Genomic DNA, 20,051 nt, shown 5'->3' with positions numbered 1-20,051 from the left:
GCCCGACCCCGGGCGTCCGTCTCTCGAAGGGCCACCAGATACAACTTTTTGACTCGTATGTACGTCACCATGGTCGACATCATCGGACACCTCGGAATGGGACTGATCTGGCTCGCCATCGTAAGCTGGCTCGCCTACGACGGGAAGACGGCGCTCGGGTTCGTCGCCCTCGGCGCGCCGTTCTCGCTGCTACCCGACATCGATCTCTGGCTGTCGAAGGCGTTCCAGACGGTCAACCACCACGGCGTCGTCCACACCATCGTCTTCGTCGCCGCCGCCTCGATAGTCATCGGCGCCATCCTGGCGAAGTGGGTCGTTCCGCGGTTCGACGGCGACTACCTCGTCCCGCCCGCGGGCAGTTCGTACGTCTACGCCATCGGCGCGGTGTTCGTCGGCGGTCTCAGCCACCTGTTCGCCGACATGCTGTCCGCGCCGGACATCGCCCCGCAGGTCGAACCGTTCTGGCCGTTCGTCGAGACCAAAATCGTCACCGTCGACGTGTTCTACTACAACGACCCGGTCGTCAACTGGGGGCTGTTCCTCAGCGGTCTGGCGCTCGCGGGCGTCATCTGGTGGCAGGCGGACGACGACGATTCCGCGGTCGCCGCCTGAGTTCTCGCGCGTCACACCGCTCTCTTCTACCGAGCGTCGAACGAAACCGACCCATCGGTCCACCGCCGCCTTCAGTTAGTCCTGCCGCCGCCGCTCGCGTCGAACGAGGAACGGGAGTCTCCGGCGGCCCGACTCCTGCCGAGGCCGCCTCAGATGCCCATACCGAAAAAGGAGAGCAGCAGCAACACGCCGATGACGAGGGCCGCGATGGTCACGAGGCGCCACGCGATGTTGAGGACGATGCGGCCGACGACGACGACGACGGCCAGGGCGACGACGGCGACGAACGCCTGTCCGAGTTGCGTTTCCAGCAGTCCGCCGAGTTGCATCGGGAGGGTGAGCAGCGCCCCCAGAGCGCTGCCGAGTGCGAAGTGCATACGTGAACTATCAACCTCGCAGAGTATAACCTTGTGGGATAGAAATCCTCCCGACGGCCCCGGACGGTCTCGCCCCCAAGCGGGACCCGCATCTCGACCTCGAAACGCGGCGTGAGAGGGCTCGCGGACCGTCGGTTTCGAAACCATATTGCTTCTGGTAGTTCTCTCGAGCCCGGAGGGTGCGTCGCGTTCAAATACTCGGACTCGCTGCCGTGGGTGGTCGGCGGCCCCTCGAATCAGCCTCCTTCGACCCCCCTTTGGTTCGTCTGCACAACGGCACTCTGTCGGCCGATTGGGTGGTGGAAAGTATCACTTTCACCGCGCTTCAACCACGGTTATTGAGGGACGGCACGTAGTCGATATCGACGCCGTCCGACCTAGGGGGGTGTGGGGTCGGCGGTAGGTATCGAATCTGACAGTTCGAACGTGAGTCACCGATACCGAAGCCTTAACGGACGCACCCGTACTCACAAGCCATCGTTACTATGCCTGGAACTGAGCACGCTATCCGACTCGAAATCGCCCGGTGCGGGGACGCTGGGCGGGAGGAACAGTAGATGAGCGGCGCGGACTTATCGGCGGACGAACTCGTCCTGCCCATCAAGCGTACCGAGGGGGAGACGCTGGCGGAGCGACTCACCTCGAACGCCTACAACAACATTCTGCCGGCGCGGTACCTGCGCAAGGACGCCAACGGCGACCTGACGGAGACGCAGGAGGAACTGTTCGCCCGCGTGGCGAAGAACATCTCGCTTGCCGAGGCCGTCTACGAGGCCGAACGCCGAGACGAGGAGATAACGGTCACGCCCGACCAACTGAAACCCGGCCACCCGCGGCGCGACGAACTCGCCGCCGAGGTGTTCGGAAAGGGGGTCACCACGGAGGACGTTCACGGGAGCGAAGCTCCCGTGAGCCAGCCAGAAGCGGACGCTTCTGGTGACGACGCGGAGGCGACGCTGTCGGTGTACAACGTCAACAAGTTCGCCTACGACACCATCGTCCCCGAACTCCCCGGGGAGGTTCGGGACGTCGTCGAGGAGAAGCGCGAGACGTTCCAAGAGATGATGGAGTCGCTCTCCTTCATGCCGAACTCGCCGACGCTGATGAACGCCGGCGACGAACTCCAACAGCTCTCGGCCTGCTTCGTCGACTCGCCCGAGGACGACATCACCGACATCCACCAGACGGCCAAGGAGGCCGCCGAGGTGTTCCAGTCCGGCGGCGGGATGGGCTACGCCTTCTGGCGCCTCCGCCCCTACGGCGACGCCGTCGGCTCCACCGGCGGAATCGCCTCCGGTCCCATCACGTTCATGCGGACGTACGACCAGATGTGTGAGACCATCGCGCAGGGCGGCGCGCGCCGCGGCGCGCAGATGGGGGTCATGCGCGTCTCGCACCCGGACGTCATCCAGTTCATCCACTCGAAGAACAAGGACGTCTCCCTGGCCCACTCGCTGCGTCTGAACGACCCCGACGACTTCACGCACAACTCCTTCGCGGACGCCCTCGAAGAGGCCCGCGAACTCATCGACGAGGAGGGGAAAGTTCCCAAACACCTCCGCAACGCCGTCGAGGGCCACCTCTCGAACTTCAACATCTCCGTCGGCGTCACCGACGACTTCATGGAGGCGCTCTACGCGGACGAGGAGTTCACGTTCACCAACCCGCGCACCGAGGAACCGCACGTCGCCACGCCCGAGACCAAGGAGATATACGACATGTTCGGTCTCGGCGAGCACGTCGAAGTCGGCGAGGTGCTCTCGGTCCCCGCACAAAAGCTGTGGGACCAGATGGTCGACGGCGCCTACGAGAACGGCGAACCGGGCGTCATCTACCTCGAACGGGTGAACAAAGAGCACTCCTTCGACGTTGAGAAACACCCCGAACACCGCATCCTCGCGACGAACCCCTGCGGCGAGCAGCCGTTAGAGGAGTACGAGGCCTGCAACCTCGGGCACATCAACCTCTCGACGCTCGCGGCGACGGACGCCCCCGACTGGCGCGTCTGGCACGACGAGCACGGCGACGAGTACGCCGACACCGAGGCGGCCGTCGACGCCTTCCTCGAGGAGGCCATCGACTGGGACGCGTTCGACCACCGCATCGCCGAGGGGACGCGCTTCCTCGAAAACGTCGTCACGATGTCGGACTTCCCCGTCGAGAAGATAGAGGAGAAGGTCCGTCAGATGCGGAAAATCGGCCTCGGCGTGATGGGACTCGCGCAGTTGTACATCCAACTGGGCATCCGCTACGGCAGCGACGAGGGCAACGAAGTCGCCGGGAAGCTGATGACCCACATCAACCATCAGTCGAAGTGGGCTAGCCACGAACTCGCCGAACAGCGCGGCTCCTTCGAGGACTGGGGCGACTCCAAGTTCGCCGACCCGACGGAGTACCGCGAGTGGTTCGAGCACCACACCGGACTGGACGCCGACGAGTGGACCGACGGCTTCCCCGTCCGCAACCACAACACGACGACCATCGCGCCGACCGGAACGACGTCGATGATCGGCAACACGACGGGCGGTTGTGAACCCATCTACAACGTCGCCTACTACAAGAACGTCTCCGACGACGTGCAGGGCGACGAGATGCTCGTCGAGTTCGACGACTACTTCCTCCGCGTCTTGGAGGAGAACGACGTTGACGTCGACGCGGTCAAACGCGAGGCCCAAGAACAGATGTCGAACAACGAGTTCGACGGCGTCGAGGGACTCGACACCGTTCCGGATGCCATCGGCGAACTGTTCGTCGTCACCTCCGACCTCTCGGGCAAGGACCACGCGGCGGTTCAGACGGCCTGTCAGACGGGCGTCGACTCGGCCATCTCGAAGACCTGCAACTTCCCGAACTCCGCCTCGAAGGAGGACATGGACGAGGTGTACCGCTACATCTACGACAACGGCGGGAAGGGCGTCACCGTCTACCGCGACGGGACGCGCTCGAAGCAGGTGCTGACGACGCGCGCGAAGAACGCCGACTTCGCCGACGAGGGCGAGGCGGCGGAGACGCTGGTCGACCAGATGGAGGAGGTGTTCGGCGGCCTGCAGGGCTTCCTCGACAACGAGGACGTCCGAGCGGCGCTTGACGGCGAAGTCGAGCGGCTGCTGGCGGCGGCCGACGGCGAGCGCAACCTCGGGAAGAAGCGCCCGCGGCCGGACGTGCTCCACGGCGTCACCCAGCGCATCGACACCGGCTACGGGAAACTGTACGTCAACATCAACGAGGACCCCGAGACGGGCGACCCGTTCGAGCTGTTCGCCAACATCGGCAACTCCGGCGGCTTCACCGCCTCGTTCACCGAGGCGCTGGCCAAGACCATCTCGACGGCGCTCCGCTCGGGCGTCGACCCCGCCGAGATAGCGAGCGAACTGCAGGGCATCCGCAGCCCGAAGGTCGCCTGGGACAAAGGCGAGCAGATAAACAGCATCCCGGATGCCATCGGCACGGCGATGCGCCGCTACCTCGACGGCGAGATAGACAAGGGCTACCCGCAGCAGCAGAGCCTGACGGAACTCTCCGAAGAGGCGACCGGGGACAGCGTCGACGCGCCCGAACCGGACGGAGGGGCGACGGTCGCCGACGACCCGAACGTAGACATCGACGTCAGCGCCGGCACCGACGCCGATACCGCGTCCTCGAACGCAGAGGGCGCCGTCGACGACCTGCTGGCGGCGGGCGAAAGTCCCGAGTGTCCCGACTGTGGGAACATGACGCTGTACTACTCCGAAGGCTGCAAGACGTGCGAGTCCTGCGGCTGGTCGGAGTGCTGAACTGACTCTCGAAGAACGGGCTCCGTAGCCCGACCCGCCGACTTCGTTCGGAACTCGACTTTTACGCGATTCGTTCGGACGTCGTCGGTCCTCTCCGTCGCCGTCGGGACCGGCATAAACATCGTCCGGACGCCGCGTCGAATCCCGTCCGCACCCGGCGGTCCGACGCCGTCGAGAAACAGTGATGGCGCTCGGGGTTCCATCTCGACCTGTGAGCGAGACGCGAGGCGGCCGGCCCTGTCCGCTGTGCGAGGAACCGATGCATCGCCGCCACTGCAAGTACGTCTGCCCCCGGCACGGCGTCGTCTACGACTGCAGCGACACCTTCTGGTAAACACCTGACAGATGCCTCGGGCGGCACTTCCGCGGCGACACCGCTCGGGACCGGTCCGCAGTCAGTCGATTTCGCCGGCGAAACCACGGTGTAGGACTGTGCTGGGTTAAAGTTTCGGGACGAACGATTATGTCGGTGCGAGCACTATAGTCATCAAGTAGATGCGTGGTCGCGTCGTCACCGCCCGAAGTGTGCCGCCACTGAATCTCTCACAATGGTAAGACAGGAGCAGGTCCAACGTAGCAAGGCGATCCAGCGACAGACCGGCAAAACCTTCCACCTCGCGACGAGGGTGCTGCCCCGCCGGGTCCGACACGCGACGTACGTGCTCTACGCGTTTTTCCGCGTCGCGGACGAAGTCGTCGACGCCGAGGACACCGCCGAACCAGCGGTCCAACGCGAGCAGTTAGAGCACCTCCGCGCGGAGGCGCTGGGCGAACGCGAGACGGACGACCCTGTGCTCTCGGCGTTCGCCGAACTCCGAGAAGAGCACGGCATCGCCGAGGAAGACGTGAACATCTTCGTCGACGCGATGCTCGCGGACATCGACAAGGGCGAGTACGAGACGTACGAGGAACTGGAGGCGTACATGGACGGGTCGGCCGCCGCCGTCGGCCGGATGATGACGGCCATCATGCGCTCGCCGGACGCCGAGAAGGCGCTCCCGCACGCGACGGCGCTCGGCGAGGCGTTCCAGATGTCGAACTTCCTGCGCGACGTGCGCGAGGACATCGTCGAACGCGACCGGGTGTATCTCCCGCAGGAGACCCTGCGCGAACACGGCGTCACCGCCGAGCAACTGCGCTCGTTCCGTACCGACGAGAGCTTTCGGAACGCGATGCGCGCGGAGATGCGCCGGACGGAGGCGCTCTACCGCGAGGGCGTGCGCGGCATCCAGTATCTCCCCTCCGATTGTCAGTTCGCCGTGCTCCTGTCGGCGGTGCTGTACGCCGACCACCACCGCGCGATTCGCCGCCGGAACTACGACGTACTGTCGGCGACGCCGTCGCTGTCCACCTCGCGTAAACTCCTCCTGTTGGCGAAGACGCGGGCGTACTGGGCCGTCGAGAAGGACCCCGAGACGGTGTTCCGGAAGGTGAGCGTCGTCCCGTACCCCGAGGAGGACACCTCCCACCACGAGCATCCGGGCGTCCGACGCGTCCCCACCGGACGCACCGTCGGTCGCCTGTCGAGTTGGGTCCGCAGTTTCACCCGCGGCGAATAGCTCGTCTCCGGCCGCTCGCCCCGTCTCTCTCCCTCACCGGCGAATCCGAAGCACCCGCGAGTCGAACCGCTCGGTCTTCAGCAGACCGACGCCGAACAGCGCCGCCACGGCAACGGGTATCCAGTTGCCGAACCAGGCGTTGATTCCGCCCCAGAGGATGACGAACGAGACGAGGTCGTCCAGCATGAACTCGCAGTCGTCGAGGCGGGCGAGGAGGGCGTCGCGGTCGTACCCCCAATCGAGGAGGGCGACGGCGACAGCGGCGCTCACAACCCACCCCGCGTAGTTCGACCACGGGACGCCGTAGAACGGGCCGGCGGGGTCGTACGCCCAGAAGCCGAGGGCCACGGCGCCGGGGTCCAGCACCACGTCCATCGCCAGCACGGCGGCGACGACGGTCGCGAGGCGGACGGCCGCGTTCTCGGCTCTGTCGCCGAGCAGGAGGACGCAGAGCAGGTAGGCGTTCATCACGAGGGGGACGAAGAACACCGGGAGGCCGAGCGGAACGCCCCCGACGGTCGGTCCGAGGTCGACGCCGTACGAGAAGCTTCCGTAGGGAAAGCCGGTGTGGACGCCGGTGTACTCGATGGCGTAGGCGTACAGCGTCAGCAGGCCGACGCCCGTCGCCGCCCGCCGCGTCGTCCGCGGCAGGACGCCGACGACCAGCGGCGAGCGCATCACCATCGTCCCGAACAGGATGAACAGGCCGTTGAACGCCAACGGGGCGAGGAGCGTCCCGTCGAACCAGCCCTCGGCGCTGGCGAGGAGGAGGACGAGGCCGTTCAGCGGGAAGAACACCGAGATGGTGAAGCGGTTCTCCCGGACAAGTCGGTCTAGCCGCCGCTCCCACTCCTCGCGCGTGGTCGGGAGTCGTTCCTGAACGGAGAAGTTCGACTCAGCCATGCACCAGCCTCCAGAGTGCTCCCACCGTGAGGGCCGTGCCGACGAGCGTGTTCAGGGCCGGATACCACCAGTAGGCGCGTTCGACGTCGACGTTCGAGCGGACGACGGCGAAGACGGCCACGGGATAGGCGAACAGCACGGCGCCGAGGCGCGGGTCGACGAGGGCGAACCCGGCCGCGGCGGCGAGCCAACACAGCGCGCAGTAGGCGTACGTGCGGCGCTCGCCAAGGAGCGTCGCCGTCGTGCGGATGCCCGCCTCGCGGTCCGGTTCGATGTCGGGAATCGCCGAGAACGTGTGCATCCCCATCGTCCACAGCCACGCGCCGACGACGGCGGCCGCGGGCGGGTGACGGCCCGCGACGGCGGCGAACGCCGCCGCGCCGGGCATGACGTACAGCCCGTTCGAGACGGAGTCGAGAAGCGGCGTTGTTTTGAATCGCAGAGGAGGGGCGCTGTACTCGATGCCGAGGAAGAAAAAGCCCGCGAGGTACGGCCACGCGAGCGTCGGGGTGACGGCGAACGCGACGACGCCGAGGAGTCCCGAGGCGACGACGACGGCGGTGACGACGGCGTCCCCATTCCCCCGCCAGCGCGCCTCCTTCTCGTCTTTCTTCGGGTTTCGTTCGTCGACGTCGGCGTCGAACGCGTCGTTGACGCCGTAGACGAGCACGTTCGCCGGCAGGAGGAAGTAGCCCGCGAGGACGAGGGTGGGTAGGGCGTACAGGTCGCTCACGACGTCGGCGGCGAAGGCGGCGCCGACGAGGACGGGGCCGGCGAGGTAGAGCCAAAAGCGCGGCCGCGACAGCGTGAAGAGATAGGAGAGTCGGCCGCGGGCGGACGCGGCGCGCGTCACGCGACCCGTTCGGCCATCTCTTCGGCCGTCAGACGTCCGCTGATGAGACACATCGGGACGCCGATGCCGGGCGTGGTGAACGACCCCGTGAAGTAGAGGCCGGGAACCTCCTCGGAGTGGTGCGGCGGGCGCAGGAGCGCCGTCTGCCTGAGCGTGTGCGCGAGGCCCAGCGCCGTCCCGCGCGTGCTGTTGTAGCGCTCGGCGAAGTCGCTCACGCAGAAGGACTCCTCGAAGACGATGCGGTCGCGCAGGTCCTCGTCGGTGTGCTCCGCGATGTCGTCCAGTACGAGGTTTCGATACTCTTCTCTCCGCTCCGGCGTGTCGTCGAGTCCGGCGGCGATGGGCACGAGAGCGAACAGGTTCGAGTGTCCCTCGGGGGCGACGTCGTCGTCCGTCTTCGAGGGGACGCAGAGGTAGTAGGCGGGGTCGTCGGGCCACGCCGGGTCGTCGAATATCTTCTCGAAGTGGTCGTTCCAGTCCGTCGGGAGGACGAGCGTGTGGTGTTCGAGGTTCGGCACGTCGCCCTCGACGCCGAGGTAGAGTAAGTAGGCGGAGGGGGCGTACGTCCGGGTGTCCCAGTAGTCCTCGTCGTACTGCCGCTTGCCCTCGGGCAGGAGGTCCATCTCCGTGTGTCGGTAGTCGGCGTCGCTGACGACGTAGTCGGAGTAGAACTCCCCGCCCTCGGTGCGGACGACGAACCCGCCCTCGCGGCCGCGAATCTCCGTCGCCGGGGCGTTCACGCGGAAGTCGACGCCGAGTTCCTTGCCGAGTTCGGCCATGCCGTCGACGACGCCGCCGAGTCCGCCGTCGGGGTAGTAGACGCCCATGTTGAAATCGACGTGGCTCATGAGGTTGTACAGCGCCGGAGTGTTGTTCGGCGCGCCCCCGAGGAAGACGAGGGTGTACTGCATGATCTGCTGGAGTTTCGGGTGCGAGAAGTAGCGCTCGACGTGGTCCTGCATCGACCCGACGAGCGAGAGGCCGCGCGCGTTCTTCATCACGTCCCAGGTGGCGAAATCGGAGAGTTCGGTCCGGTCGGTGTAGACGAAGTGCTCCATCCCCACCTCGTAGTTCTTCTCGGATTTCTCCAGGTACTTCTCGAACTGCTCGCCCGCGCCGGGTTCGTACGACTCGAACGTCTCCTTGTTCGCTTCGAGGTCCGACACCATGTCGACGCTGTCGCCGTCCTTGAAGAAGATGCGGTAGTGGGGGTCCAGTCGCGTCAGCCCGTAGTAATCCGAGGGCGTGCGGTCGAAGTGGCCGAAGAAGTCCTCGAACACGTCGGGCATGAGATACCACGAGGGCCCCATGTCGAAGCGGAACCCGTCCCGTTCGAGGCGACTCGCCCGCCCGCCCAACTGTTCGTTCTTCTCGAGGAGGGTCACGTCGGCGCCGGCGTCGGCGAGGTAGCACGCCGTCGAGAGGCCGCCGAATCCGCCGCCGACGACGACCACGGACGACCCCTCGACCGCGGAGAGATCCGAGACAGATTTCATAGCCGACCTTAGGACGTAGAACGCATAAATCGACTGACTGTGGCGGAACGGCCCCCGGGTTCCGCCGACGGAGCGCTTACGGTGTGTGCGTCCTCACGGGAGGCATGGACGTAGACGGTCGGACGGTCGTACTCACGGGCGCGAGTCGCGGAATCGGGGCGGCCCTCGCGGCGGCGTTCGCCGCCGAAGGGGCGCGCGTCGTCGCCTGCGCCCGCGACGAGGGGTCGCTCTCGGGCGTCGTCGCGGACGCCGAGGGCGCGGCGGGGTCCGTCGAGGCCGTCCGCGCCGACGTGCGCGACGAGTTCGACGTGGAACGACTGATGGAGACGGCCGCGCGCGGCGCCGGCGCGGACGGAATCGCGGTCCTCGTCGCCAACGCCGCGGTGAACCACGCGGCGCCGGGCGAGGCGCCGATGGGCGAGGAGTCCTACACCCGGTTCGACGATACCCTCCGCACGAACGTCCGCGGCGTGTTCGCGTCGGTTCGGGAGTTCCTCCCCCACGCGAGCGACGACGCGCGCGTCCTCGTCCCCTCCGGGTCTATCGCCGCAGACGCGAAACCCGGAATGGGCGCCTACGCCGTCTCCAAGGCGGCCGTCGAGGGTCTCGCCCGGCAGTTCGCGGCCGACGCTGACCCGGCCGTCGGCATCGTCGACCCCGGACTCGTGGCGACGGACCTCTCCGGCGGGGCGGGTCGCGACCCCGCGGACGTCGCGCCGATGTTCGTCTGGGCCGCCGCACTCGACCGTTCTGACCTCGACGGCGCCCGCCTCGACCTGCGCGCGTGGAAGGACGCGACGCGCTGAGGCTTCGGCCTCAGTTTCTCGGTCGACACCGAGCGGCGTCCGACCGACATTGTTATTAACTTCGTCTATGGAGTTAACATCGTGGGTCATATTAACCTCGGTTCGAGAGTTAACAGCGTGTCCCGAATCTCTCGCGTCGGCGTCGGCGCTACCGCCGTCTTCGTCGCGCTCTCGGTGTACGCGGCCAGCGCCGGCGCGTGGAAACTGCTCGGGATAACCTGGGTGGCGTTCGCGGCGATGGCGCTCGCCGCTCCCCTCGGCGCCCGACATCGCGACGAGGGGGCGAACGCCCTCGTGTGGGGCTACGGTCTCGCCAGCGGCGCGATGGTGACCAGCGCGGCCGTCTTCTTGGTGCCGCAGGCCATCGGCCACCACCCGCAGTACGGCGGGTTCGGCATCGCGGCGGGTCTGCTGGCCGGGTTCGGCTCCCACACCGTCGGCCACCGACTCGCGCACATGGAGTTACCCGTCGACCGGACCGTCGCGGAACTCGCCGCGCACGCCTTCTCGGCGGGCCTCATCATCGGTATCGTCTACGGGAACATGCCGAACCTCGGTCCGACGCTCGGCCTCGCTATCGTCTCGCACAAGGGACCGGCGGGGTACGCCGCCGCGCGCCGCCTCGCCTCGAAGCGGCGCGCCGTCTCGGCGCTCCTGCTCCCGGCGTCGGCGCTCGGAATCGCGGCCATCCTCGCCAGCGTCGTCGTCCTGCCGGGGTCGGCGCCGTTCCGCGGCGTCGTCTTCGGCTTCGCCGCGGGCGTCTTTCTCCACGTCGCGATGGACTTCCTCCCCCGCTGTGAGATAGGCAGCGAGATACACGAACACCTCTCGGTGGAGGGTGACGCCCACGACCTCCTCGACGAACTCCGTCTCCACGCCGTCGCCAGCACCTTCCTCGGCGGTCTGGCGGTGTTCCTCGCGTGGCTGTTCGTCGTCTGACCGCTCACTCCTCCTCGGACCCCGATAGGCGGCGCAGTTGCAGCGAGATTCCGAGCGCGGCGAGCAACAGGACGGCGAGGTTGAACGCGACCATCAGCGGCGCGCGGTACTCGTAGACGACGAACGTGGAGATGGTCCGCCCGACGGCGAGGTACAACTGCACCGCCGAAATCGCCGCCAGGAGCAGCAGTCCGCCGAGGACGGCGTAATTCAGCGTCGTTCGCAGTCTGTCGACGGCGCTCCCCTCGTCGTCGCTCGGTTCCCGCGTCGGTGCTCCCGTCTCGGTCGTCGAATCGGTTGGCATGGTCGTGTCTCCGTCTGCGTCCGCCGCATCGTTCCTCTCTCTGTCCGCCCCCGCTCGGTCGGTCATCGTTCTCGCCTCCGCGCGAGAAGCGCCGCCGCGAGGAGGGCGACGGCGGCGACGCCGACGCCGAACCCGGCCGCGCCGCCGTCCGTCTCGCCCGCCGCCGTCGCCTCCGGCATCTCCGTCGACCGACCCCCTTCCGCGCCGCCGGACTCGAAGTCCTCGACGCGGAACTCTACTTCCTCTTCGGTCTCGTTCACGGCGATGCGCCTCGTCGGGTCGAGGTTCGCCGCCGCGCGGGCGGTGTCGACGACGACGCCGTCCTTCGTCAGCACGGCGTCGAGGTAGTAGTTGTAGCCCGCCGGCACCGTCGCCGACGCCGTCGTCGTGGTGGTCCGCCCCGGTCGAATCGCCCCCACGTCGCTCGTCGTCCGCGCGGCGACGACGTTCGAGTCCGCCTGCCGCAGGACGAACGTCACCGCGAGGTCCTCGGAGGGGGAATCCCCCGCGTTCGTCAGCGACGCCGCGAGGTCCAGCGTCGTCCGGTTTCCGCCGCCCTCCGCGACCGAAAAGGAGAGGGGCGGGAGCGCCTCGCGGTCGCTGAACGCGACGGTCGTCCGCGCGTACGCCGGCGTCAGCGCCTCCAACCCGCGGACCGTCTTCGACGCCTCGTCGACGCGTTCGTCGTCGCGGAACAGGACCGCCTCGATGCGGTAGCCCCCTTCGCGTTCGACCGTGAGGTTCGTCCCGACGGCCGTTTCGCCGTCGTCTTCGAGCGTTCCGACGTCGACCGTCTCCGTCGTCGCCACGAGTCCGGAGTCGGCGTCGACGGCGCGGACGAGAAGCGTCACGTTCGGCGTCGGGTCGCCGCGGTGACGCATGCGCGTCTCCACGCCGAGCGTCACCGTCTCGCCGCGGACCGCGGCGTCGTCGTAGCCGATGTTCATCTCCGTCACGTCGACCGGTCCGGGTCGGGTCACCTCCTCGGCGGGGTCGGCGAGCACCCCGGGAACGGCGAGGACCGCGAGGAGGGCGACGGCGACGACTCCGACGGCGGCCGTCGCGAGGGCGGCGTCTCGGTTCATACGTCAGCAGATAGAACTGTTCGGTATAGGCTTTGTGTTCGGGCGGGGTCGAATCGACCGTCCGCGCACCGGGGGCGGCGGATTTTTGTCACACGACGCGAATCGTGGGGTATGACAACGTACGTGCTGGCGACGAACCACGTCGACACGAGCGCCGCCCTCTGCGATTACCTGCTCTCCCGCCTCGACGACGGCGACACCGTCCACGCGGTGAACTCCCTGCCCGGCGGCGACGAGACGTCGGGCGAGGACGCGCGCGACGGCGAAGACGCCCTCAACGTCGTCGCGTCCCGTCTCGGCGGGTTCGCCGAGGTGGAGACCCGCCAGTTCGTCCGCGGCAACGACGCCGCCACGGACGTCCTCGACTACGCCGAGGAGGTCGACGCCGACGAGATTCTCCTCGGCGTCCGCAAGCGCAACCCGACGGCGAAAGTCGTCTTCGGCAGCACGGCGCAGAAGATTCTCCTCAACTCGAACCGACCGATGTCGGTCGTTCCGCTCGAACGGATGGAGTGAGGTTCAGTCGTCCGCCGCGTCCTCCTCGGCGTCCTCGCCGCCGTCCGTGACCGAACTGTCGCCGGTCAGCACCTCGTCGGCCAGCGTCGGCACGAACGTCCCGATGTCGGTCACCATGCCGATGGCCTGTGAACTCCCGCGGTCGAGCAACTGCGTCACCGTCGCGGGGTTGATGTCGACGCAGACGACGCGCGTCGTCGAGGGGAGGCAGTTGCCGACGGCCACCGAGTGCAGGAGGGTCGAGAGCATCAACACCATGTCGGCCTCGTGGGCCTGTTCGCGGATGGCGTTCTGCGCCTCCACCGCGTCGGTGATGGTGTCCGGAAGGGGGCCGTCGTCGCGGATGGACCCGGCGAGGACGTACGGTACGTCGTTCTGCACGCACTCGTACATGATTCCGCTGCCGATGAGGCCCTCTTCGACGGCCTCCTCGATGCCGCCCGCGCGGATGACCTCGCTGATGGTGTAGATATGGTGTTTGTGCCCCTTCCGCGGGTGCTCCATCGTCTCCATATCCATCCCGAGCGAGGTGCCGTACAGACCGCGTTCGATGTCGTGGGTGGCGAAGCCGTTGCCCGCGGATATCATGTCGACGTAGCCCTCGCGGACGAGGCGGGCTAAGTCCTCGGCCGCGCCGGCGTGGATGAGGGCCGGGCCGGCGACGACGAGCACGTTCCCCCCCTCCCGTTTCGTCTCTTCGAGAGCCTCCGCGACCTGTTTGATGAGCGACTCGGAGGGTCGCTCCGAGGAGACGCCGCCCTGCATGAACCCGAACGGGCCGGAGGCGTCGCGGGGGCGTTCGGGCGGGTCGACGCGGACGCCCGCCTCGTCGGTCACGACGAGGTCACCCTCCTCGATGGCGTTCAGCACCTTCGTGTACGCGCGGACGTCGTCGCCGTCGTCCTCGACCACTATCGCGCAGTCCATCTCGATGTTCTCGACGTCGATCCACTCGCTCTCGTAGCGGACGCGCGTGGGGTGGTTCGTCGTCGAGTAGAAGCCGTGCGGGACGACTTGGTCGGCCGGAGCGGGGACGACGCGGGCGTCCACCGGATCGATGAGGTTCGCGCCGATCTGGTGCAGTTCGTGCAGAATCTCCTGTAACTCGGCGTCGTCCTCGTCCGGACCGGCCGAGACGGCCATCCGGCAGTGCGACGTCTTGTCCTTGTGCTTGCCGACGACGAACTCCTCGACCTCGAAGTCGCCGCCGAGGTCCATCACGAGTCCGAACGCCCGCTGCATCATCCCGGAGTCGATGATGTGCCCCTCCAACTCGACGGTTCGCGTGGCGGTCATCGTCGGATGTGCGCAGTGCCGTCCTAAGAAGGTCACGCACGCGTCCCGACGGGGGTTGACAGGGTTCGGCGGTCGCGAATCGAACCCTCCGAAAGACAGCGGCCTACGCGGACCCCTCCATCGACGCGGCGACCGAGAGAATCAACAGTACGGTGACGGCGGCCCTACACGCGCGACCGGTCGGACAGTGCATGATATCACAACGGAGAGCCGGAGACGAATAACGGTACCCTGCCGAATCTCCCGTTTGATACTCGGCTAGTGGTCGGCGTCGTCGACTTCAGCGTCGAGGAACGCGAGGCCGTGGCCGACGACCGACTCCAGACCGCTACCCTCGTAGACGTCGAAGTGGCCGGTCGGCAGGCGGAGGAACGTCGCGTCCGACAGCGAGTCCGCCGCGGACTCGACGCCCCCGACGGGCACCACGTCGTCGCGCGTCCCGCCGACGACGAGAACGGGACAGGCGACACTCTCTAGGTCGTCGCCGGCCGAGAAGCGGACGAGATTGAGAAGCGACCGGGCGGGCGTCTCGTTGTCCCAGTCGCTATCAGAGGGGACGGTGTCGAGGTAGCCCCGGCGCGCGCCGGCCGTCGAGACGAGGGCGAACTCCTCGGGGTCGCCGGCGACGGGGACGGTGTGCGGGTCGGTGAGAAGCGACTGGAGTCGGTCGCGAACCCCCGACAGCACCGATTTCGCGACGAAGCCGAGGCCCCGCGTCGAGAGGAACGACCGGCCCGAGAGCACCGGCGTCTGCGCGACGACGGCGCGCACGCGCGGGTCATCCGCGGCCACGTCGAGGGCGTGCCCGCCGCCCAAGTCGGCGCCCCAGAGGACGAGGCGGGTGTCGTCGAGGCCGTCCCGACCCCGGACGCTCTCGACGGCCGCCTCCCAGTCGGTCCGCTGGCGCGACGGCGAGACGAGGTTCCGCGGGTCGCCGTCGCTGTCGCCGTGGTTGCGGTAGTCGAACAGGAAGACGGCGTACCCCGCCTCCGCGAGTCGCTCGGCGTAGGCGGGCAGGCCGAACGAGCGCTCGCCCGCGAGGCCGCCGGCCATGACGACGACCGGCGGGTCGGCGGGTCGGTCGGGGCGGTAGAGCCACCCCGAGCAGCGTTCGCCGCCGCTCTCGAAGCCCATCGTCACCTTCGAGAACGACTCCCGCGAGGGTTTCTCGGCGTCGCGCCCGTCGGTCCGGTAGCCGTCACCCTCCCGGTCGACGTACTTGGCCTGCTTCCACTCGCCCCTGCCGGAGGGTCGGGTCACGCGGGCACCCCCGACCGGCGCGTCGGCGTCGGGAGGACGCCGGCGCTGTTGCTTCGGGGACGACGCTGCGCGCACCTGGTCGCGTCGGACATACAGACCATTACCGCGGCGACCGTCTAAACGCTTGTCGCGAGACGTATCTGAGATGTGGGTGTCGAAGGAGAGACCAATCGCCGCCGCACCCGGGGCGGTCCGTCGGGATGGACCGCCGCACGCGCGTGATGTCGGTCGGTTCGGCGACTCGGTGCGCCCGTCCGAGGGGTAGGCAGTCCTGGACGGCCGCGGCGACCCGGTGCGGGGGGTAGGCAGTCCCGGACGGCCGCGGCGACCCGGTGCGGGGGGTAGGCAGTCCCGTTTCGGGTCGACCGAGCGCCGACGAGGCCCTTCGAGAGAGCCCCGCCGGGGGGAGCGGTCGCGCGAGCGACGGCCCGCCGGCGCGGCCGACAGCGGCGAATTGGATTACTGATGAATGTGTACGCGCGTCGCGTCGAACGACCCGCACACGTCGACCCGCCGGCGGCTTTCGGAAGACCGCGCCGCGCGCCGACAGTATCACTTGGGGGAGACGGGCTGATAAATTCTTCCGCTCAGATATCAATCTTGATATCCTGGTCGACGAGGTGAACGATACCCACTCCGGCGACAAAGGGACATCGACGACGCCGATGGAGTTCGAGGGTTCGCGTCGACGCGTGAGTGAAGCCGGACACCGCGAGCGGGATTCGACCCCGACTCAGGCCTCGTCGTGCCGCGGCGCCTCGGCCGTCACGCCTCCGTCTCTGTCCTTCCCTCGCTCCGCCTCTCGCTCCTGAATCAGCGTCGCCTGCCCCAGCGGACCGACCGTCGCCCATCCGTACTCGGCCTCGCGGAGGTACAGCGCGCTGTTGATCAGTCCGATGTGGCTGAAGCCCTGCGGGAAATTGCCTATCTGTCTGCCCGAGTCGGGGTTTATCTCCTCGGCGAACAACCCGAGCGGACTCGCGTGTTCGAGGACGCTCTCGAAGACGTCCCACGCCTCCTCGACCCGGTCGGTGGCGACGAGGGCGTCGACCAGCCAGAACGAACAGAACACGAATGCCCCCTCTTCGCCGGGAAGGCCGTCGTCCTCGTAGCGGAAGACGAGGCCGTCGTCGGTGGTCAGATGCTCGCGCACGGCGTCGACGGTGCCGACGATGCGCTCGTCGTCGAACGGGAGGATGCCCGAGAGTACGATGAGGAGGCTGGAAGCGTCCAGTTCGTCGCCCTCGAACGACTGCGTGAAGCTGTTCAGGTCCTCGTCGAACCCCCGCTCTAAGACGGTCTCTTTTATCTCTTCGCGGTACTCCTGCCAGCGGTCGACGGGTCCCTCCCGTCCCGTTCGGTCGGCGAGTCGGATGCTCCGGTCGAGCGCCACCCAGCACATCACCTTCGAGTAGACGAGGTGTCTGGGCTCCCCGCGCAGTTCCCAGATGCCCGCTCCCTCGTCGTCCCAGTGTTCGCAGACGTAGTCGGCGATGTCGCAGAGCGCCTTCCAGTCCTCGTCGGTCACGTTCTGTCCGTCGCTCCAGAACCGCTGGTACATCGCGAGCACCAGGTCGCCGTACACGTCGAGTTGTTGTTGCTCGGCCGCCTCGTTGCCGATGCGCACCGGTCTGGAGTCGCGGTAGCCGCGGAGGTGGCCCAGTTCCTCCTCTTCTAACTCGCCATCGCCCTCGACGCCGTACAGCGGCCGAACCTCCGCCGAATCCCCCCTGAGGCTCAGCTTCAGGAAGCGGTGCACGTAGTCGGCCGCCTCCTCGACGTGGCCGAGGTTCGTCAGCGCGCGGACCGTGATTCCCCCGTCGCGAATCCACGAGTAGCGGTAGTCCCAGTTACGCACCCCGCCGACGTTCTCCGGCAGCGACGTGGTCGGCGCCGCGACCAGCGCTCCCGTCTCGCGGTAGTTGAGCAGTTTGAGCACGAGTTCCGAACGGACGACGTACTCGTGCGCCCGGCCGCCGAACAGACACTCCGACTCGACGCAGGAGTGCGCCCACTCCCGCCAGTACTGTGCGGTCTCCTCCAACAGTCGCTCGCAGTCCTCGGCGTCCGTCGGCGAGTCCATGTCGTACTGGAGAACGTACCACTGCGTGTCGTGCGCGTCGAGGCGGTACGTCGCCCGGGCCGTGCCATCTTCGGCGTTCAACGGCGTCGGCGTCGAGAGGTACAGATGCCCGTCGTCACCCGTCGCGGTCACGCCGTCCGTCACCGCGTCCACCGAGGTGTCGGCGCGCCCGTAGTCGAACTGCGGGTCGAACTCGACGGCCACCTCCACGGAGCCCTCGGTGCAGGTCACCTTTCGGTAGAGCCCGCGCACGTCCGGTTGTTCCTCGTTGTTCGCCTCCACGACCGGCATGAAGTCGGTCACGGTCATCGTCCCCGACGCCGTCTCGAACGTCGTCTGCAGGACGTTCGTCCGCGAGAGGTACGCCTGCTCGGACTCGAACTCCCCGGCGGGGGCGACGGCGAATCGCCCCCCTACGTCCGGGTCGAGTATCGCGGCGAACACGCTCGGCGAGTAGACGTGCGGCAGACAGCACCAGTCAACGGCGCCGTCCCGGCCGACGAGCGCGCACGTCTCAAGGTTGCCGATCACCCCGTAGTGTTCGAGCGGCTTAAAATCGGCTTGCATAGCGTGAACAAACCACGAGCGTCCGAAATAGCTTCGGGCGGCCGCTCTCCGCTGCGAACGCCGAACGGAGGCGAGAGCGAAACCGAAGCGACAGACGGTGCCGCCGCTCTCCGAACGGAGCGTCAAAAAAATCCGCACGCGGGGTGGCCGCGCTTAGCCGCCGAACATGTTGCGCATCATCGGGTGCATCTCCATCAACTGCTCCTCTGCGATCTCCTCGTACAGTTTGTACGTGATGGAGACCGTCAGCAGCAGTCCCGTTCCGGAGACCGATCCGATGGTGCCGAGCATGTTCGCCATGACCGCGAGCAGTCCGACTAAGGCGCCGCCGATGACGGTGACCTGCGGGATGTACCGCTCCATCACCTTCTCGATCACCTGCGGGTTGCGCCGGAAGCCGGGAATCTGCATCCCGGAGTTCTGAATCTGCTGTGCGGTGGACTCGGGGCCCATCCCGGTCGTCTCGACCCAGAAGATGGCGAAGATGGCGCCACCGACGACCATGAACGTCAGGTCGATGAGGACGCGCAGGAGGATCTGCGCGGGTTCTTGGGAGGTCAGCCCGAGGAACCACATCCAGTCGCCGCGCGATTGGATGGGTGCGAGGTAGTAGAACAGGCCGCCGGTGACCTGTCCCTGACTGTAGGTGCCCGCCCACGCCGGCAGACCGGTCCAGTTGTTCAGGATCTGCCCGAGGAACTGGATGTTGGCCTGCAGGGCGCGCACGAGGATCATCGGCAGGACGCTCGCGTAGATGAGCTTCACCGGGAAGCGGCCGCGGGCGCCCTTCACGCGGGCGTGCGACAGCGGAATCTCGACCCGGACGCTCTCGGCGTACACGACGATGCCGAAGATGAACAGCGTCGTGAGCAGCGCGAGCAGTTGGCCCTGTCCGAGGAAGATGTCGGACAGTCCGCCCGGCGAGAGCGGCGAGCCGATGTCGACGGCGCCGGTGAGGATGCCGATCCACGTCGGGAACAGCCCCGAGGCGCCACCGAGGGCCTCCCAGCTGAACAGCCCGGCGACGAGCTGCTGGCTGACGCCCGCGATGATGAACAGCCCGACACCGGATCCGACGCCCCACTTGCTCACGATCTCGTCCATGAACAGGATGAGGATGCCGCCGACGAACATCTGCGCGAAGATGATCGCCTTCACGCCGCCGAGGCCGACGCCGAGCGACTGCGCGACCTGCTGGCTCGCGGGTAAGTAGCCACCCGCGAGCACCATCGGCAGTCCGGTGAGACAGATCATCACGACCACCAGCAGCTTCTGAAGCCCCTGATAGAGGATCTGGTCCCGGGGGTCGTCGGTGTCCAAGCCGAGCAGGTCGGCGCCGCCGAGCAGTTGCAGAACGATGCTCGCCGTGACGATGGGACCGATACCCAACTGGAGTATCGACCCCTGCGACCCGGCGAGGATGCTACGGAACTGCCCGTAGAAGTCCCCCCCGGCGGTCTGCGTCTGCAGACCGAACATCGTCACGTTCGTCAAGAAGAAATACATCACGAGGATGCCCGCCGTCCAGCCGAGTTTTCGGCGGAACGGAACGTGCCCTTCCGGACGGGCGACTGCAGGCATCCGCGTCAGCACCGGTTCGGCGGCCTCCTTCCATCCCATAT

At 67.4% G+C, this 20,051-nt stretch carries 17 protein-coding genes; 7 read left to right on the top strand and 10 right to left on the bottom strand.

Annotated elements, in window-relative coordinates; translation table 11 throughout:
* The first annotated feature begins 69 nt into the window (after window positions 1-69).
* Window positions 70-612, top strand: coding sequence for a metal-dependent hydrolase (locus tag NDI76_RS12780; RefSeq protein ID WP_310924467.1), 543 nt, complete (start codon window positions 70-72; stop codon window positions 610-612).
* Window positions 613-761: 149 nt separating this feature from the next.
* Here the strand turns inward: NDI76_RS12780 and NDI76_RS12775 are convergent, their stop codons facing one another.
* Window positions 762-989 (bottom strand): DUF8029 family protein, encoded by a 228-nt coding sequence (locus NDI76_RS12775; protein ID WP_310924466.1) that lies wholly within the window; start codon window positions 987-989, stop codon window positions 762-764.
* 557 nt (window positions 990-1,546) lie between these two features.
* Between NDI76_RS12775 and NDI76_RS12770 the strand changes: the two genes are divergently transcribed.
* The 3 genes from NDI76_RS12770 (at window position 1,547) to NDI76_RS12760 (ending at window position 6,321) form a co-directional block, all read left to right on the top strand.
* On the top strand, window positions 1,547-4,762 hold the full coding sequence (locus NDI76_RS12770) for an adenosylcobalamin-dependent ribonucleoside-diphosphate reductase (protein WP_310924465.1): 3,216 nt from the start codon (window positions 1,547-1,549) through the stop codon (window positions 4,760-4,762).
* A gap of 184 nt (window positions 4,763-4,946) precedes the next feature.
* A complete protein-coding gene (locus NDI76_RS12765; RefSeq protein WP_425498364.1) occupies window positions 4,947-5,096 on the top strand; it encodes an HVO_2523 family zinc finger protein in 150 nt (49 codons plus the stop codon).
* 214 nt (window positions 5,097-5,310) lie between these two features.
* Window positions 5,311-6,321, top strand: coding sequence for a phytoene/squalene synthase family protein (locus NDI76_RS12760; RefSeq protein WP_310924463.1), 1,011 nt, complete (start codon window positions 5,311-5,313; stop codon window positions 6,319-6,321).
* Window positions 6,322-6,354: 33 nt separating this feature from the next.
* Here the strand turns inward: NDI76_RS12760 and cruF are convergent, their stop codons facing one another.
* From cruF to NDI76_RS12745, 3 genes are read right to left on the bottom strand one after another with little or no spacing between them, the layout of a single operon-like run.
* Window positions 6,355-7,224, bottom strand: coding sequence for a bisanhydrobacterioruberin hydratase (gene cruF, locus NDI76_RS12755; RefSeq protein ID WP_310924462.1), 870 nt, complete (start codon window positions 7,222-7,224; stop codon window positions 6,355-6,357).
* Window positions 7,217-8,077: a prenyltransferase gene (locus tag NDI76_RS12750; RefSeq protein ID WP_310924461.1), complete on the bottom strand. Its 861-nt coding sequence runs from the start codon at window positions 8,075-8,077 to the stop codon at window positions 7,217-7,219. Before NDI76_RS12750 ends, cruF begins: the two co-directional genes overlap by 8 nt.
* The gene (locus tag NDI76_RS12745; protein ID WP_310924460.1) at window positions 8,074-9,573 is read right to left on the bottom strand and encodes a phytoene desaturase family protein; all 1,500 of its coding nucleotides are present in this window, start codon (window positions 9,571-9,573) and stop codon (window positions 8,074-8,076) included. Before NDI76_RS12745 ends, NDI76_RS12750 begins: the two co-directional genes overlap by 4 nt.
* A gap of 104 nt (window positions 9,574-9,677) precedes the next feature.
* Between NDI76_RS12745 and NDI76_RS12740 the strand changes: the two genes are divergently transcribed.
* Together NDI76_RS12740 and NDI76_RS12735 are read left to right on the top strand one after the other, a co-directional pair.
* Window positions 9,678-10,379 carry an SDR family NAD(P)-dependent oxidoreductase gene (locus NDI76_RS12740; RefSeq protein ID WP_310924459.1) on the top strand — a complete coding sequence of 234 codons (702 nt, stop codon included), beginning with the start codon at window positions 9,678-9,680 and terminating at the stop codon, window positions 10,377-10,379.
* Window positions 10,380-10,496: 117 nt separating this feature from the next.
* Complete coding sequence (locus NDI76_RS12735) at window positions 10,497-11,318, top strand: ZIP family metal transporter (RefSeq protein ID WP_310924458.1); 822 nt, start codon at window positions 10,497-10,499, stop codon at window positions 11,316-11,318.
* Between the two features lie 4 nt (window positions 11,319-11,322).
* On the opposite strand, the gene NDI76_RS12730 is transcribed toward NDI76_RS12735, so the two are convergent.
* Window positions 11,323-11,688, bottom strand: coding sequence for a DUF8060 family membrane protein (locus NDI76_RS12730; RefSeq protein WP_310924457.1), 366 nt, complete (start codon window positions 11,686-11,688; stop codon window positions 11,323-11,325).
* The gene (locus tag NDI76_RS12725) at window positions 11,685-12,707 is read right to left on the bottom strand and encodes a DUF7490 domain-containing protein (protein ID WP_310924456.1); all 1,023 of its coding nucleotides are present in this window, start codon (window positions 12,705-12,707) and stop codon (window positions 11,685-11,687) included. The genes NDI76_RS12730 and NDI76_RS12725 overlap by 4 nt, the downstream gene beginning before the upstream one ends.
* Before the next feature lie 111 nt (window positions 12,708-12,818).
* Here NDI76_RS12725 and NDI76_RS12720 point away from each other — a divergent pair, with 111 nt between their 5' ends.
* Window positions 12,819-13,223 (top strand): universal stress protein, encoded by a 405-nt coding sequence (locus NDI76_RS12720; RefSeq protein ID WP_310924455.1) that lies wholly within the window; start codon window positions 12,819-12,821, stop codon window positions 13,221-13,223.
* Window positions 13,224-13,226: 3 nt separating this feature from the next.
* Here the strand turns inward: NDI76_RS12720 and NDI76_RS12715 are convergent, their stop codons facing one another.
* The 4 genes from NDI76_RS12715 to secY form a co-directional block, all read right to left on the bottom strand.
* The gene (locus NDI76_RS12715; RefSeq protein ID WP_310924454.1) at window positions 13,227-14,519 is read right to left on the bottom strand and encodes an ornithine cyclodeaminase, nickel-pincer nucleotide-dependent; all 1,293 of its coding nucleotides are present in this window, start codon (window positions 14,517-14,519) and stop codon (window positions 13,227-13,229) included.
* A gap of 258 nt (window positions 14,520-14,777) precedes the next feature.
* Window positions 14,778-15,779, bottom strand: a complete 1,002-nt coding sequence (locus NDI76_RS12710) for an alpha/beta hydrolase (RefSeq protein ID WP_310924453.1) — start codon at window positions 15,777-15,779, stop codon at window positions 14,778-14,780.
* A gap of 733 nt (window positions 15,780-16,512) precedes the next feature.
* On the bottom strand, window positions 16,513-18,429 hold the full coding sequence (locus NDI76_RS12705) for a glycoside hydrolase family 15 protein (protein WP_310924452.1): 1,917 nt from the start codon (window positions 18,427-18,429) through the stop codon (window positions 16,513-16,515).
* 153 nt (window positions 18,430-18,582) lie between these two features.
* Complete coding sequence (secY, locus tag NDI76_RS12700; protein ID WP_310924451.1) at window positions 18,583-20,049, bottom strand: preprotein translocase subunit SecY; 1,467 nt, start codon at window positions 20,047-20,049, stop codon at window positions 18,583-18,585.
* Window positions 20,050-20,051 lie beyond the last annotated feature (2 nt).

Source organism: Halogeometricum sp. S1BR25-6, assembly GCF_031624495.1.
GTDB lineage: Archaea > Halobacteriota > Halobacteria > Halobacteriales > Haloferacaceae > Halogeometricum > Halogeometricum salsisoli.
This window is presented reverse-complemented; position numbering and strand designations above follow the sequence as displayed.

Excerpts from the sequence above, each read along its gene's own strand:
- NDI76_RS12780 (WP_310924467.1), top strand. The coding sequence starts at position 70 with ATGGTCGACATCATCGGACACCTCGGAATGGGACTGATCTGGCTCGCC.
- NDI76_RS12775 (WP_310924466.1), bottom strand. The coding sequence starts at position 989 with ATGCACTTCGCACTCGGCAGCGCTCTGGGGGCGCTGCTCACCCTCCCG.
- NDI76_RS12770 (WP_310924465.1), top strand. The coding sequence starts at position 1,547 with ATGAGCGGCGCGGACTTATCGGCGGACGAACTCGTCCTGCCCATCAAG.
- NDI76_RS12765 (WP_425498364.1), top strand. The coding sequence starts at position 4,947 with ATGGCGCTCGGGGTTCCATCTCGACCTGTGAGCGAGACGCGAGGCGGC.
- NDI76_RS12760 (WP_310924463.1), top strand. The coding sequence starts at position 5,311 with ATGGTAAGACAGGAGCAGGTCCAACGTAGCAAGGCGATCCAGCGACAG.
- cruF (WP_310924462.1), bottom strand. The coding sequence starts at position 7,224 with ATGGCTGAGTCGAACTTCTCCGTTCAGGAACGACTCCCGACCACGCGC.
- NDI76_RS12745 (WP_310924460.1), bottom strand. The coding sequence starts at position 9,573 with ATGAAATCTGTCTCGGATCTCTCCGCGGTCGAGGGGTCGTCCGTGGTC.
- NDI76_RS12740 (WP_310924459.1), top strand. The coding sequence starts at position 9,678 with ATGGACGTAGACGGTCGGACGGTCGTACTCACGGGCGCGAGTCGCGGA.
- NDI76_RS12730 (WP_310924457.1), bottom strand. The coding sequence starts at position 11,688 with ATGACCGACCGAGCGGGGGCGGACAGAGAGAGGAACGATGCGGCGGAC.
- NDI76_RS12725 (WP_310924456.1), bottom strand. The coding sequence starts at position 12,707 with ATGAACCGAGACGCCGCCCTCGCGACGGCCGCCGTCGGAGTCGTCGCC.
- NDI76_RS12720 (WP_310924455.1), top strand. The coding sequence starts at position 12,819 with ATGACAACGTACGTGCTGGCGACGAACCACGTCGACACGAGCGCCGCC.
- NDI76_RS12715 (WP_310924454.1), bottom strand. The coding sequence starts at position 14,519 with ATGACCGCCACGCGAACCGTCGAGTTGGAGGGGCACATCATCGACTCC.
- NDI76_RS12705 (WP_310924452.1), bottom strand. The coding sequence starts at position 18,429 with ATGCAAGCCGATTTTAAGCCGCTCGAACACTACGGGGTGATCGGCAAC.
- secY (WP_310924451.1), bottom strand. The coding sequence starts at position 20,049 with ATGGGATGGAAGGAGGCCGCCGAACCGGTGCTGACGCGGATGCCTGCA.